The organism is Caulobacter sp. FG121, assembly GCF_057809815.1.
The window spans coordinates 51,959-66,099 of record NZ_JBMDKR010000001.1 but is presented as its reverse complement, the minus strand read 5'-3'; the positions used below and the strand labels follow the sequence as shown (position 1 = coordinate 66,099).

Annotated in this window: 14 protein-coding genes; 11 read left to right on the top strand and 3 right to left on the bottom strand. The window is 66.1% G+C overall.

What is annotated here, in order from left to right; translation table 11 throughout:
* Positions 1-66 precede the first annotated feature (66 nt).
* The 7 genes from yajC to ACODSL_RS00300 all read left to right on the top strand — a co-directional run bounded on the left by yajC (position 67) and on the right by ACODSL_RS00300 (position 5,972).
* Complete coding sequence (yajC, locus tag ACODSL_RS00330) at positions 67-378, top strand: preprotein translocase subunit YajC (protein WP_488898633.1); 312 nt, start codon at positions 67-69, stop codon at positions 376-378.
* A 25-nt stretch (positions 379-403) separates the two neighbouring features.
* Complete coding sequence (secD, locus tag ACODSL_RS00325) at positions 404-1,999, top strand: protein translocase subunit SecD (RefSeq protein WP_488898632.1); 1,596 nt, start codon at positions 404-406, stop codon at positions 1,997-1,999.
* 10 nt (positions 2,000-2,009) lie between these two features.
* Positions 2,010-2,990, top strand: a complete 981-nt coding sequence (gene secF / locus ACODSL_RS00320) for a protein translocase subunit SecF (protein WP_488898631.1) — start codon at positions 2,010-2,012, stop codon at positions 2,988-2,990.
* 8 nt (positions 2,991-2,998) lie between these two features.
* Positions 2,999-3,352 carry an Mth938-like domain-containing protein gene (locus ACODSL_RS00315; protein WP_488898630.1) on the top strand — a complete coding sequence of 118 codons (354 nt, stop codon included), beginning with the start codon at positions 2,999-3,001 and terminating at the stop codon, positions 3,350-3,352.
* Positions 3,353-3,434: 82 nt separating this feature from the next.
* Entirely contained in the window at positions 3,435-4,037 is a 603-nt protein-coding gene (locus ACODSL_RS00310; RefSeq protein WP_488899710.1) for a urate hydroxylase PuuD, read from the top strand.
* Between the two features lie 64 nt (positions 4,038-4,101).
* Positions 4,102-4,749: a squalene/phytoene synthase family protein gene (locus ACODSL_RS00305; protein WP_488898629.1), complete on the top strand. Its 648-nt coding sequence runs from the start codon at positions 4,102-4,104 to the stop codon at positions 4,747-4,749.
* A gap of 83 nt (positions 4,750-4,832) precedes the next feature.
* The gene (locus tag ACODSL_RS00300; RefSeq protein ID WP_488898628.1) at positions 4,833-5,972 is read left to right on the top strand and encodes a serine hydrolase domain-containing protein; all 1,140 of its coding nucleotides are present in this window, start codon (positions 4,833-4,835) and stop codon (positions 5,970-5,972) included.
* Positions 5,973-6,045: 73 nt separating this feature from the next.
* Here the strand turns inward: ACODSL_RS00300 and ACODSL_RS00295 are convergent, their stop codons facing one another.
* Positions 6,046-8,118 carry a S9 family peptidase gene (locus ACODSL_RS00295; protein ID WP_488898627.1) on the bottom strand — a complete coding sequence of 691 codons (2,073 nt, stop codon included), beginning with the start codon at positions 8,116-8,118 and terminating at the stop codon, positions 6,046-6,048.
* A 105-nt stretch (positions 8,119-8,223) separates the two neighbouring features.
* On the bottom strand, positions 8,224-9,633 hold the full coding sequence (trmFO, locus tag ACODSL_RS00290; RefSeq protein ID WP_488898626.1) for a methylenetetrahydrofolate--tRNA-(uracil(54)-C(5))-methyltransferase (FADH(2)-oxidizing) TrmFO: 1,410 nt from the start codon (positions 9,631-9,633) through the stop codon (positions 8,224-8,226).
* A 96-nt stretch (positions 9,634-9,729) separates the two neighbouring features.
* On the opposite strand from trmFO, the gene ACODSL_RS00285 reads away from it, so the two are divergent.
* From ACODSL_RS00285 to ACODSL_RS00275, 3 genes are all read left to right on the top strand, one after another.
* On the top strand, positions 9,730-10,659 hold the full coding sequence (locus ACODSL_RS00285; protein WP_488898625.1) for a hypothetical protein: 930 nt from the start codon (positions 9,730-9,732) through the stop codon (positions 10,657-10,659).
* A gap of 111 nt (positions 10,660-10,770) precedes the next feature.
* Positions 10,771-11,571 (top strand): hypothetical protein, encoded by an 801-nt coding sequence (locus tag ACODSL_RS00280; protein ID WP_488898624.1) that lies wholly within the window; start codon positions 10,771-10,773, stop codon positions 11,569-11,571.
* Positions 11,568-12,449 (top strand): hypothetical protein, encoded by an 882-nt coding sequence (locus ACODSL_RS00275; RefSeq protein WP_488898623.1) that lies wholly within the window; start codon positions 11,568-11,570, stop codon positions 12,447-12,449. The genes ACODSL_RS00280 and ACODSL_RS00275 overlap by 4 nt, the downstream gene beginning before the upstream one ends.
* Here ACODSL_RS00275 and ACODSL_RS00270 read toward each other — a convergent pair.
* A complete protein-coding gene (locus tag ACODSL_RS00270) occupies positions 12,446-13,060 on the bottom strand; it encodes a glutathione S-transferase family protein (protein WP_488898622.1) in 615 nt (204 codons plus the stop codon). The genes ACODSL_RS00275 and ACODSL_RS00270 overlap by 4 nt on opposite strands.
* Before the next feature lie 187 nt (positions 13,061-13,247).
* On the opposite strand from ACODSL_RS00270, the gene ACODSL_RS00265 reads away from it, so the two are divergent.
* Positions 13,248-14,141, top strand: a complete 894-nt coding sequence (locus ACODSL_RS00265) for a hypothetical protein (protein ID WP_488898621.1) — start codon at positions 13,248-13,250, stop codon at positions 14,139-14,141.

Here is a 14,141-nt window from a genome sequence, read left to right as displayed (position 1 = left end):
TTAGTTTCCGCCGACCTTTGGCGCGCCCTGCTGGCTGCGCCGATCCTCAAAGCTTCCGGAGACCCCATGCCTGCCGGCGATTCCACCAACATGCTGATGCAGTTCGGCCCGCTCCTGCTTCTGCCCGTCCTGTTCTACTTCATGATCCTGCGCCCGCAGCAAAAGCGGGCCAAGGAACACCAGGACATGCTCACGGCGCTGAAGCGCGGCGACAATATTGTTCTCAACAGCGGTTTGATCGGCAAGGTCGTCCGGGTCGAGGACAAGGAAGTCGGCCTGGAGATTGCCCAGGGCGTCACGGTCAAGGTCGTCAAATCGATGATCGCGGAAGTGCGTGGCAAGGGCGAACCCGCCGTCGCCAACGACACCAAGTCCTGATCACAGCGCCAAGGCCTGTCCTGACATGATGCAGCTCTCGCGCTGGAAGTTCGTCGTCGTTACCGCGGCGATACTTTTCGGCCTGCTCTTCACCCTTCCGAATCTGCTTCCCGCCGGCGTGCGGGACAGCTTGCCCGGGTTCCTGCCGAAGAAGACCCTGAACCTGGGTCTCGACCTGCAGGGCGGTTCCTATCTTCTGCTGGAAGTCGACACAGTCGCGTTGCGGAAGGAGAAGGCGACCAACCTTCTGGAGGATGTTCGCAAGTCCCTGCGCGACGAGCAGATCCTGTTCTCGGATCTCGTGCTGACGCCGACAGGCGTGACCGTCCGCATCACCGACCCTTCGCTGGTGACCAAGGCGTTCAACAAGCTGTCGCGCCTCAATCAGCTGACCAAGTCGGGCAAGCAGGAACTGCGTATGTCACGCGGTGATGACCAGCGCGTGAGCCTGGAATTCTCTGAAGCGGCGATGGCGGAAGAGGGTTCGAGCGCTGTCGACCAGTCGATCGAGATCATTCGCCGCCGGGTCGATGAGCTGGGCACCCGCGAACCGGCCATCACCCGTCAGGGCTCCAACCGGATCGTTCTCCAGGCCCCGGGTGAAAGCGACCCGGAAAAGCTGAAGGCCGTCATCGGCCAGACCGCCAAGCTGACCTTCCAGATGGTCGACACGAGCGTGTCGCTGGAGGAAGCCCAGGCCGGCCGTCTGCCGCCCGGATCTGAAATCCTTCCCAGCACCGACCGCTACGCCACGGCCTATGTCGTCCGCCGGCGCATCGACGTGTCGGGCGACATGCTGACGAACGCCCAGCAGGTCAACGACCCGCAGACAGGCGAAGTCGAGGTGTCCTTCCGCTTCAACGGTCAGGGCGCCAAGCGCTTCGCCGACGTGACCAGCAAGAACGTCGGCAAGCCGTTCGCCATCGTGCTTGACGGCAAGGTCATCTCCGCGCCGAACATCCGCGGCCCCATCACCGGCGGCAGCGGCGTGATCCAGGGCAACTACACGGTGGAATCGGCCAACGAGCTGGCCATCCTGCTGCGCGCCGGCGCCCTCCCGGCCCCGTTGAAGGTCGAAGAGCAGCGGACCGTCGGCGCCGAACTGGGCGCGGACGCGGTCAAGGCCGGCATGACGTCGACGATCGTCGGCTTCGTCACGATCCTGGTCTTCATGCTGCTGACCTACGGATTCCTGTTCGGCGGCATCTCGGTGATCGCCCTGATCATCAACGGTCTGATGATCATCGCGGCCATGAGTGCAACCCAGGCGACCCTGACCCTTCCCGGCGTGGCGGGCCTGATCCTGACCCTGGCCGTGGCGGTCGACGCCAACGTGCTGATCTACGAACGGATGCGGGACGAACTACGGGCGGGCAGACCGCTGGTCACCGCCATGGACGCGGGCTTCTCGCGGGCCATGGAGACCATCATCGACGCCAACCTGACGACCCTGCTGGCGGCGCTGATCATGTTCTTCTTCGGCGCGGGCCCGGTTCGCGGCTTCGCCTGGACGCTGTCGATCGGCGTCTTCACCTCGGTGTTCACGGCGGTCGTGGTGACCCAGCTCCTGCTCGCCCTGTGGTTCCGATACGCGCGTCCCAAGACGCTGCCGATCGCTTGAGGTTCGCCCGATGACTTTCTGGCCTCTGATCAAAGTCCTGCCGGTGAAGACGAACTTCCGCTTCGTCGATTTCGCCAAGTATGCGGGCATGCTCTCCGTCGTGGCGGCTGTCGCGTCGCTGGCGCTCGTGCTGATTCCCTTCAAGGGACCCTGCGGCGGACTGACCTGCGGCATCGACTTCCGTGGAGGGACAGTGCTGGAGTTCAGCACCTACCCCAAGCCCGTGGACCTGGCGGTCGTGCGTGAGGCAGTGAGCAACCGCGGGCTCGGCGATGTCGGCGTGCAGGCCTTCGGTGAAGGCGCCAAGGCCGGCGTCATGGTTCGATTCCAGAACCCCGAAGGCAAGGACGCCAACGCCGTGAAGTCAGGCGTGCGCCAGGCCATCCAGCAGGCGCTGGGCGAGGTGAAGTTCACCAACGACGCCACGGTCGGCGCCAAGGTCTCCGGTGAGCTGTTCACCAGCGGCATCCTGGCCCTGCTCGTCGCGATCGGCCTGATGCTGGTCTACATCTGGTTCCGGTTCGAGCTGCAGTTCGGCCTTGGAGCGGTGGTGGCCCTGTTCCACGACGTGCTGCTGACGTTCGGCCTGATCGCCGTGACCAAGATGGAATTCAGCCTGACGACGATCGCCGCGATCCTGACCATCATCGGCTACTCGATGAACGACACCGTCGTGGTCTTTGACCGCCTTCGCGAGAACCTGCGCAAGTACAAGAAGATGCCGCTGCGCGAGGTCATCGACCTGTCGATCAACGAAACCCTGTCGCGGACGGTGATCACCGGCGCTACCGCGATCATGGCGCTCGCCGGCCTGGCGATCTTCGGCGGTGAGGCGCTCTTCGGCTTCTCGATCATCATGATGTTCGGCATCACGCTGGGCACCTATTCGTCGATCTATGTGGCCGCGCCCGTGATCCTGCTGTGGGGCGTCAAGCGTGGCGGCGAGGAAGAGGCGACGCCGATCAAGTTCGGCGCGGCCTCGCGGCCCTGAGGCCCGGGATGCGGCAGCCGCCTTCGGTGGATGCCTGGGGCGGCGGCGGGTTCCGCGTGGCCGGTGACTGGCGGCCGGGATCGCTGCTGATCCTCGATGACGTGGCCCGTGCATGGTCGCCCGTCAGCCTGAGCGCCCTGACCCCCGGCGATTTCGCGGAGGTACTCGCCAACCGTGACGCGGTCGAGTTCGTGCTGCTCGGCACGGGGCTGGTCCCCGGGCTCCCGTCCCGGGAGATCCGCGACCTGCTCAGGAACGCAGGCATCGGACTGGAGTTCATGGCCACCGAGGCCGCGGCGCGCACCTACAACGTGGTCGCGTCCGAGGGCCGGCGCGTGGCCGCCACGCTCATCGCGGTGTGATCGGCAACCTGTTTACCAGACCGGGCGAAGCGGCCTATAGCTGAGCGTCAAGGTAGGACTTTATCTGAGGGGCAATTCGATGATCGCCGGACTTCTTTCCAACTTCCGCAACACCGTGATCCTGAGCGTCGTGCTCGCGCTGGTCATGGTCTTTGCCTACGCCCAGTACCATGGCGGCGTGGACGTCCTCTTCATCGAGGCGCTGCTGCGCTGGATCCACACCTTCCTCGGCATCCTGTGGATCGGGCTTCTGTACTACTTCAACTTCGTCCAGATCCGGAAAATGCCGGAAATTCCCGCCGAGCTGAAGCCGGCCGTGTCCAAGTACATTGCCCCCGAGGCGCTGTTCTGGTTCCGTTGGTCGGCCCTGGGCACCTGGGTCGCCGGCGTTCTGCTGGCCGGTAGCAAGCAGGTCCTGCTGCCCGCCTACACGCTGGGCGCCAGCGAGGGCTTCGTCAGCACCAGCCACATCCTGCTGGGCATCGGCATGTGGCTCGCCACAATCATGTTCCTCAACGTCTGGGTCTTCATCTGGCCGAACCAGAAGATCGCCCTGGGCATCGTCGAGGCTGACGCGGACGCCAAGGCCAAGGCCGGCAAGACGGCGATGCTGTTCTCGCGCACCAACCTGCTGCTCAGCATCCCCATGCTGACGGCCATGACGATGACGCAGACGCTCGGCTAGCCGATCGTCTCAAGGATACGGGGAGGGCTCGTCGAAAGGCGGGCCCTTCTTCGTTTCGAGGCCCATGGACGACGATCTCGACTCCCTCGTGCAGCGCGTCGCGCCCGACCGCTGGCTGTCCAGCCGGTTCGTGGCGGATTCTGCCGCGCGCACCGATCTGATCGCGCTCTATGCCCTTGACCATGAACTGACGCGGATCCCTCAAATCGTCAGCGACCCGCTGATGGGCGAGATTCGCATGACCTGGTGGCGCGAGGGTCTTGAGGAGATCGCGCAAGGCAGGCCGCCGCGGTCCCACCCCGTGCTGAAGGCCATCGCCGGCGGCGACCTGCCGCCGACCGCACTTGCCGCGCTGGCCGAGGCGCGGCTGGGCGACCTGGACGGCCCGAAGACGGGCGAGGATGCCCTGAAACACGCCGACGCCACCGAAGGCCTGCTGATGGCCCTCGCGGCTCGACGGCTTTCGCCGGAGGCCACGGCCGATCAGGTGCGACAGGCCGCGCGGGCCGTCGCCCTCGCGCCTACCGACGCAGAAGCCGCCCTGACCGCCCTGAAGGCCGCCATAGCCGAGCTGGCGCGGCTGCCGATCGCCGCCTTTCCGGCGGTCGCCCATGCGTCGCTGGTCCGTCGCTACGCAGGCGGCGGCAGGCCGGGAGACCTCGAAAAGCGCTGCCGACTGTTCTTCGCCGTTCTGACCGGTCGGATAGCCTAGCGGGTTGCCCTAGCGTGATCTGGCGCGCCTTGCCGTGATCAGCATATTGAGGCGGAACGACAGACAACGAGGGAGAACGCGCCATGGTCGACGTGATCACACAGGGCTTTACCGACGACCGTTTCGCAGGCGCGCGCGCCGCGTTCGAGGCCAATTTCGCGAACAGCGGCGACCTCGGCGCGTCGTTCTGCGCCACGCTCGAAGGCGAAATCGTCGTCGACATCTGGGGCGGCTGGGCCGACCCGGAGAAGACCCGCCCCTGGGAGCGGGACACCATCGTCAACGTCTACTCGACGACCAAGACCATGACGGCGCTGACCGCGCTGCTGCTGGCCGATCGCGGCGAGCTGGACTTTGACGCGCCGGTCGCGCGCTACTGGCCGGAGTTCGCCGCCAACGGCAAGGCCGACATCAAGGTCAGCCAGCTGATGAGCCATTCAGCCGGCCTGTCGGGTTGGTCGGAAACGGTCGACGGGGACATCCTCTACGACTGGGAGCGGGCCACGGCGCTGCTGGCGGCCCAGGCCCCGCTCTGGGCTCCCGGCACGGCGCCCGGCTATCACGCGGTGACCCAGGGCTATCTGGTCGGGGAGGTGGTCCGCCGCATCGCCGGCAAGTCGCTCGGCACGGTGTTCCGCGAGGAATTCGCCGAGCCGCTCGGCGCGGACTTCCACATCGGCCTGCCGGCGTCCGAGGACGGCCGGGTTGCTGATCTCGTTCCGCCGCCGCCGCGCGACGCCTCGATCGGGGAGGGCTCCAGCACCTATCGGACCGACAACCCGCCGATCAACGTCCTGGCGACCCGCACCCGTGACTGGCGGGGCGCGGAAATCCCTGCGGCCGGCGGCACGGGCAACGCCCGCTCGGTGGCGCAGATCCACGCAATCCTGGCCAACGGCGGCGTGGCCCAGGGCCGGCGCTTCCTGTCCGAAGCCGGCTGCCGCAAGGCGCTGGAACTGCAGATCGAGGGCAAGGACCTCGTGCTCGGCATGCCGGTCCGTTACGGCATGGGCTTCGGCCTCGGCGGCGGAACCCTGCCGCTGCCCAGCCCCAACACCATCTTCTGGGGCGGCTATGGCGGCTCGCTGGCGATCATCGACATGGATGCGCGCACGACCTTCGCCTACGCCATGAACCGGATGGCCGGCACGACGACAGGCGACATGCGGGCCTTCAGCCTGGCGATGGCCATGTGGCAGGGGCTGGGCCTGATCCCGGCCTGATCACAGGGCCGCAACGAACGAGGGGGACGCCGCGGTGCGACGTCCCCCCCTTTTTTGTCCGGAAGCCGGATGTCTATTCGGGCTTGGTGTGAGCGTTCAGCCAGCCCAGCACTTCGTCATGCCACTGCACCGAGTTCTGCGGCTTGAGCACCCAGTGGTTCTCTTCCGGGAAGTACAGCAGCTTGCTCTCGACGCCACGCCGCTGCAGGGCGGTGAAGGTCGACAGGCCTTCTTCCAGCGGTACGCGGTAGTCCCGGCCGCCGTGGACGACCAGCATCGGGACCGTCCAGTTGGCCACATGGTCGGCCGGATTGAACTGGCTGTAGGTCGTGCCCGCAGACCAGGGCGTGCCGCCATTTTCCCATTCGCTGAACCACAGCTCCTCGGTGGAGTAGGCCATGAAGCGGGCGTCGAAGATGCCGTCGTGATTGACGAGGCACTTCCACGGCTCTTTCCAGTTGCCGGCGATCCAGTTGACCATGAAGCCGCCATAGGAGCCGCCGAGCGCACAGGCGCGGCCGCCGTCTAGGAAGCTGTAGGACTTCAGGGCATAGGCCCAGCCCTTCTGCAGGTCTTCCAGCGGACGGTCGCCCCAGTGCTGGCTGATCGCGTCCGTGAAGCCCTGGCCGTAGCCGGTCGAGCCGTGGAAATCGATCATCACCACCGCGTAGCCCGCGCCGGCGTAGGTCTGGGCGTTCCAGCGATAGTGGAACAGATTGCCGAAGCTGCCCTGCGGCCCGCCGTGGATCAGGAAGGCGACCGGGTACTTCTTGCTCGGATCAAAGCCGACCGGCTTGACCAGATAGCCGTGCACCGTCTCGCCGTTCCAGCCCGGGAAGCTGAACTGCTCGTACTGGCCGAACTCGACGCTGGCCAGCTTGTCGGCGTTGGCGTTGGTCAGCTGGACAGGCTTCGACCCCGGCTTGAAGCCGATGCTGAAGAGCTGGGCCGGACCGGCCAGGGTGTCCTGGGCGTAGACGATGCCCTTGGGGCCGACGTCGAAGGCGCTGACATGGCCGTCGCCGGTGACCGGCGTGACCTTTCCGGTCCTCACATTGATGGCGAAGATCCGCACCTGGCCGACGTCGCCGGCCAGCGCGTAGATCGTCTTTCCGTCCGGGGCCCAGGCGAGGGCGTCGGCCGACCGATCCCAGTCCGCGGCCAGTTCGCGGTCCTTGCCGGTCGCTTCGTCATGAATGCCGATCTGCCAGCGGTCGGCCTCGAAGCCGGGACGCTTCATGGACCGGTAGGCGACCAGCTTGCCGTCCGGGGAATAGACCACGCCGCTGTCCCAGGCCTTGTTGGCCTCGGAGTAGTTGGTCAGCTGGCCCGAGCCATCGGCGGGCGCGCCATAGATGTCGAAGTTGGTGCTCCAGGGCTCGGTCTTGCCGGCGAGGCGGGCCGAGAAGACAACCTCCTTGCCGTCGGCCGAGAAGGTGAACTCGCTCTCGTCGCCGAACGGCTTGGAGGGCGCGTCGCCGTCGAAGCCGTGCATGATCGCGACCGGCTTGTCGGCGGTGACGCCCTTTTCGTCGAAGGTCAGCACGAACAGCTGGTTGCGCGTGCCGTCGGCCCATTCGTCCCAGTGACGCACGAACAGCCGATCGTAGACCACGCCGGTGGTCTTCTGCGCCTTGCGGGCGGCGATGCGGTCGACTGAGCACTGCAGGGTGGGGCAGTCCGGGAACACGGCGAGTGTCACCAGCAGCTTCCTGCCATCGGGCGAGGTGCGGAAGCCGCCCACGTCGAACGGCAGGCTGGTCACCTGGCTGGCCCCGGCCGCACCGATGTCGGCGCGCCAGACCTGCGACGAGCCGCTACGGCTCGAGAGGAAATAGATGCTGTGGCCGTCAGCGCCCCAGCGGGCGCTGCTGACGCCGCCGCCGTCCGAGGCGTCGAGCTTGCGCGGCGCGCCGGGGGTCTTGCCAGAAAGGTCAATGGCCCAGAGCTCTGACCTGGCCTTGTTGGCCTCGTAGTCGACGACCCGGCGCGAATAGAGGACGTAACGACCGTCCGGCGAGACGCGCGGGTCGCTCAGCCGGTCGATCGTGACCATGTCTTTCGCGGTAAAGGGCCGCGCGTCGGCGGCGGCGCTGATGCTGAGGGCCAGAAGGCCGGCGGCGAACAGGCGAGCGATGATCTTCATTCAGGCGTTTCCCGGCGGATCGTTGCGCAATTTTGCCGGCACCCTAAGGGCGTCGTGCCGTCCGCGCCAGTCTTCGGGGTAGTCTTTTCCGCCGCCCGCGTGCGGTCAGGCCGCCGCCACGGCCTCGCTCGTCAGCCATGTTTCGAGATCGGCCATGGCGCGTTCGCTCATCATCCGCTTCTTGGCCCGACCACGGTCCTGCGGTTGCAGCTTGCGGCCCTCGCCATCATGGCGCGGCGCCTCCATCGGCGGCAGCAGTCCATAGTTGATGTTCATCGGCTGGAAGGTCGCCTTTGGCCCTTCCATGAAGCCGCCGGTGATGTGGGTCGCCAGCGCGCCGAGCGCGGTGGTCGCGGGGGGCAGGGTCATCGGCGTTCCCAACCGTTCCGCCGCCGCGAGGCGTCCGGTCAGCAGGCCAAGGGCCGCGCTCTCGACGTAGCCCTCGACCCCCGTGACCTGTCCGGCGAAGCGCAGCCGCGTGTCGGCCTTCAGCCGCAGCCTGTCGTCGAGCAGGCGCGGGCTGTTGAGGAATGTGTTTCGATGCAGGCCGCCGAGCCGCGCGAACTGTGCGTTCTCCAGGCCCGGGATCATGCGGAAGATGTCGGTCTGGGCGCCGTGCTTCAGCTTGGTCTGGAAGCCGACCATGTTCCACAGTGTGCCCAGCGCGTTGTCCTGGCGGAGCTGGACAATGGCCCAGGGCTTGACGGTCGGGTTGTGGGCGTTGGTCAGGCCGACCGGTTTCATCGGGCCGTGGCGCAAGGTTTCGCGGCCCCGCTCGGTCATCACCTCGATCGGCAGGCAGCCGTCGAAGTAGGGCACGTTTTCCCAGTCCTTGAACTCGGACTTGGGCCCGGCCAGCAGGGCGTCGATGAAGGCGTTGTACTGGTCCTTGTCCATCGGACAGTTGATGTAGGCCGCCGCGTCGCCGCCGGGGCCTTCCTTGTCGTAGCGCGACTGGCGCCAGGCCTTGCTCATGTCGATCGACTCGAGATGGATGATCGGGGCGATGGCGTCGAAGAAACTGAGACTGTCCTCACCCGTGAGCGACAGGATGGCCTCGGCCAGCGGCGGGGAGGTGAGGGGGCCGGTAGCGATGATCACGCTGTCCCAGTCGGCCGGCGGCAGGCCGGTAACCTCTTCCCGCATGATGGTCACCAGAGGATGCGCCTCGAGCCTGGCGGTCACGTCCGCTGAGAAGCCGTCGCGGTCAACTGCGAGGGCTCCGCCGGCGGGCACCTGATGCTTGTCGCCGCTCGACAGGATGATCGAGCCGCAGCGACGCATCTCTGCGTGCAGTAGACCGACTGCGTTGTACTGCCAGTCGTCCGAGCGGAAGGAGTTGGAACAGACCAGCTCGGCCAGGCCGTCGGTCTGGTGGGCGTCGGTGCCCCGCACCGGCCGCATCTCGTGCAGCACCGCGGGCACGCCGGCCTCGGCAAGCTGCCAGGCCGCTTCGGAGCCGGCGAGACCGCCGCCGATCACATGAACAGGTTTCATCGTCATGGGCGGAGACATAGGGCCAGGCGGGCTCGCGTGAAAGCGGCAGATGCTGGCGTCGCGCGGAGAGTTGTGATGGTCTCCGCGAACACGGTTCCTCGGGGAGGGCGGATCATGGCTCGGATTGATATCGGCAAGACGGCGTTCGCCGGCTTTGGACTTGTGGGGCGCAAGCCGCTGGCCGTGGTTGGCTGGGCGGTATTCATCCTGGTGCTCGGGATCCTTCCGGTCATCGGAATACTCGCCGCCGTGGGGCCGGCTTTCGCCGACCTGATCGCGATCGGCAAGAACGGCGGCGAACCGACGTCGGAACAGATGATGCCGTTCATTTCGACCTGGTACGCTGCGAATCCGATCCTCTGGGTCCTCGGGTTGCTCGTCCGGGTCATGCTCGCCGGCGCTGTCTTCCGGGCCATCCTTGAGCCGAAGGCGAGCCGCTGGGCCTACCTGCGGCTCGGCATGGGTGAGGTCTGGCTGGCTCTGGTGGTGATCTGCCTCAGCATTATCCTCACCATGGGGGCGATGGTCTGGATCGGCCTGACCGCCGGTATCGCCTTCGCCATCTGGCAGGCGTCGCACCCGGCCACGATCGGCTTCTGCATTCTCTCGGGTGTCGTGCTGGCGGTGGGGCTTATCTGGCTTTCTCTGCGCTTCAGTCTCGCGGCGCCGATGAGCTTCGCCGAGCGAAACTTCCGCCTCTTCGAATCCTGGACGCTGACGCGGGGAAACGCCGTCAGCCTCTTGCTGGTCACCCTGATCCTCATCCTGATCGTCATGGTTCTGGAGGGTGTGGTCATGGCCGTCATGGCGTCGGCCGGCATGGCCGCGGCCGGCGGAATGGGAGGGCTTCACCACCTCGACGCCCAGGCCGTGGAAGCCTTCTTCCGTCAGTCGCCAAAGGTCTTGCTGGGCACACTGGGACCGTGGGTCGTCATCGGCGGTCTGGTGGCCAGTTTTGTCGGGGCGGTGTTCGTGTCGGTGTTCACGGCGCCCTGGGCGGAAGCCTACCGGCAGCTGCGCGGATCGGCCGAAGGGATCGTCTGACGGGCACAACGTCGGTTCCAGCCCTGACGACCTGAAATCCTGTCGCCATCTGGCGCGAAGCAGGGTTTAAGGCGCACAGGAACCACACGCGCTCATGGCGCGAGGAGTCGCATGTCCCAGGCGCGTTTTTCGGTCCGGACTGCCGTGGCCGAAGGCTTCGGTTTCTGGCGCGCCAACGTGCTGCGGGCCATCGGCCCGTTGTCGCTTGTGGCTGTCGCGGCGCTGACGGCCAATGTGACGCCAATCAAGGTCGCCCTGATCGCAACCGCGGTCTATTTCATCGCGCTCCTGATGGCCCAGGGGGCGCTGTACCGTATCGCCCTGGCTCCGGTCGGCGCTGAGTCCCCCGAGCACAACGGCCCGCTCGGGTTTCAATGGCGCGGACTGGAGACGCGGCTGCTCGGACTGACCTTTCTGACGGTGGTCCTGCTGTTCATCGTGGCCTTCGTGACCACCTTCATTCTGGCCGTCGTGCTGCTCGGCTTCGTCGGGGGTGACGCGGCCGTAAACGCCGCATCGCCGGATGCGTTGATGGCGAGCCTCAGCCCCCTGGCGCGATTTATCTTCAATGCCGGACTGACCCTCTGCCTGCTTGGCATTCTCGTGCTGGTTCTCCGGCTGACAATGGCCGCGCCCGCGACGGCGGCGTCGACCGGCATTCGCATGTTCAGCGCCCTCGGGCTGACCAGGGGATCGGTGCTGCGTATCCTGGCGGCGGTGGTGCTCGTCAATCTGCCGATCTTCGCGCTTCAGGGGCTGGCCATGGGGTTCAGCGAACTCACACGCTCGCCGGTCACGGATCATTGGGCCGAGGGCATTGCGACCGCGGTCGGCACGCTCTTTTATGTCCCCATCTCGGTCGGAATGACGTCCCACATTTACCGCCGACTGAAGGAGGGCGCGGGCCAATGATCATTTCGCCAACCAGCACCGCCTTCGAGGGCTTCCGCATCATCCGCGACCGTCCCGGTCTGATCCTCGCCTGGACCGGCTTCTACCTCCTGTCGCTGCTGGCGATGATCGTGGTCCTGCTGGTGCCCAATATCGGCAATCTCGCGGCGGTCGAGGCGACCGGCGTGCAGCGTGACTTCGGCGAACTGGTGGCGCGGTTCGGCGTGTCGATGTTCATTGCCTTCCCGCTGGCGGTGATCATGCCGATCATGCTGGTGACGGCCATCTATCGCACGGTGCTCAATCCCGAAGACAAGGGCTTTGCCCACCTCAAGATCAGCGCTGACGAGTTGCGCATGTTTCTGGTCAGCCTGCTGGTGATCCTGATCTTCGCTGTCGCGAGCGGCGTCTATGGCGCGCTGGTGGTGATCGTGGCGAACAACTCCGGCGGCCTGCACAAGGCCGTCACCTGGGTCGGTTCGCTCGGCGGCGTGGCCCTTCTGGGGTGGCTGGCCACTCGCCTGGCGCTGGCCGGCGTCATGACCTTCGCCGAACACCACTTCCGGCTCTGGGCCGCCTGGCGTCTCACGCAGGGCCAGTTCTGGAGGCTTCTGCTCACCCTGGGTCTCGCGATCGTCTATGCCGTGCTCGTGGTCGCCGGGGCGCTGACCCTGAGCCTCTTGCTGGCCAAGGTGACGGGCGGTTTCACGATGATGGGGCGGCTGGCCAGCCCCGACCTCACCCATCTTACGCCGGCGCTCGCGCTTGGCCTGCTCGGAGAGCTGCTTCTGCAGATGGCGCTGCAGACGCTGCTGATCGTGCTGGTGTTCGTGATCTTCTACGCCCCGCCGGCGGCGGCCTATCGCCGCCTCAAGGCCCACGCCGCTGCGGACCTCTAGGCGGCGGCGCTCGGCCGACCCGACACCCGCTCCAGCCAGGCGTGCAGATTCGGCGTCTCCGCCGGGATCTCCAGGCCGGTGAAGGTCGCGAAATCGATCGTGGTCATGGCGACGATGTCCGCCATCGAATAGCGCTCTCCCGCCAGGAAGGCCCGGCCGTCGGCCAGTTCCCGGTCCAGCCAGGACAGGACCCGTCCGTAGGTCTCGCGGTTGGACTCGCCGAAATCCTTGAACTGCGTCAGCAGGGCCGCCGTCAGCGGGTGCGCGTGGCGCCAGAACATGCCGACCGGCGTCATCAGCTGGAACTCGATCCGGCGGATCCACATGTCGATGGTCGCCTGTTCGATCGCGGTCTCGCCGAACAGCGAAGGGGTTGGATGCAGGCCTTCCAGGTAACGGCAGATCGAGACGCTCTCGGAGATCGCCGTCCCGTCGTCCAGCACCAGCGTCGGCACCTGACCCAGCGAGTTTCGCGCGCGGTGTTCGTCCGACTTGTGCTCACGCTTGTGCAGCGCGACCCGCGTCTCGGGCAGATCGATGCCCTTTTCAGCGATGAAGATGCGGACACGGCGCGGGTTGGGGGCGGGGTTTCGTTCTCCGTAGAGGATCATGGGCGTTCTCCGGCGGGGTGGTCAGACAACGCGCGGGTCGCACGATCTGATTCCTGGCTCCTTGCGGGCCGTCGCCACAAGACCACGCCGTATGACGCCTGTCATGACCCTTGCCACGGCAAACGGACGATGCTCCCCTGAGCGACGGAGCGGTGGTCAGGGATCACCGGGCGAGGGGGATGCAGGGATGTTTTCGGCTTCAGAGGTGGCCTTCAGCGGGTTCCGCGCGGGCCGCGAACACTTCCGGACGGTGCTCGTCTGGATACCGATTCTGGCGATCATTTCCTTCGTCATGTCGGCCGGCATGATCTCCATGGCCGGTCCGAGTCTGACGCAAATGACCACCATGAGCGCGACTGCGGAATCGGATCCCCGGGCCATGTGGGCGGCCATGAAGCCGCTGATGAAGATGTATGCGGTCCTGCTGCCGCTCGTGCTGCTCTACTACGGGGTTCTGTACGGTGCGGTGAACCGGATGATGCTTCGTCCGTCGGACAAGCGAATGGCCTATTTCGCGCTCGGCGCCGACGAACTGCGCCAGATCGCCCTGATGATCCTGACGTTTCTGGTCTTTCTCGGTGTCTATATCGCGGGAGTCATCGGGGTCGTCGCGCTGGTGGCCGTCGCCGCCATGGTCGGCAAGGCTTTCGCGCCGCTGGCCGGGATCGTCGGCGGGCTCGCGTTGTTCGGCTTCATGATTGTGCTGCTTGTGCGTCTTTCACTGGCCAGCGCGCAGACCTTCGCTACGGGCAAGATCAACGTGTTTGGATCCTGGGCCCTGACCCGGGGCAAATTCTGGCCGATGCTCGGCGCCTACATCCTGGCGTTCATCCTGATGGTGATCACCTACGCGGCGGTGTTCGCCATCCTGATGCTGGTGATGGTCCTGATCGGTGGCGGGTTCAGCGCGATGGGCACGATCTTCTCGCCGGATTTCACGTCGCTGAAGACCTTCTTCACCCCGACCTTCCTGATCTACGAACTGGTCGCGGCCATTCCCGCGCCGTTCCTCCTCTTGATCATGATGTGTCCGGCACCGGAGATTTACCGCAGCCTGACCGGCGGCGGCGCACCCGCCTGA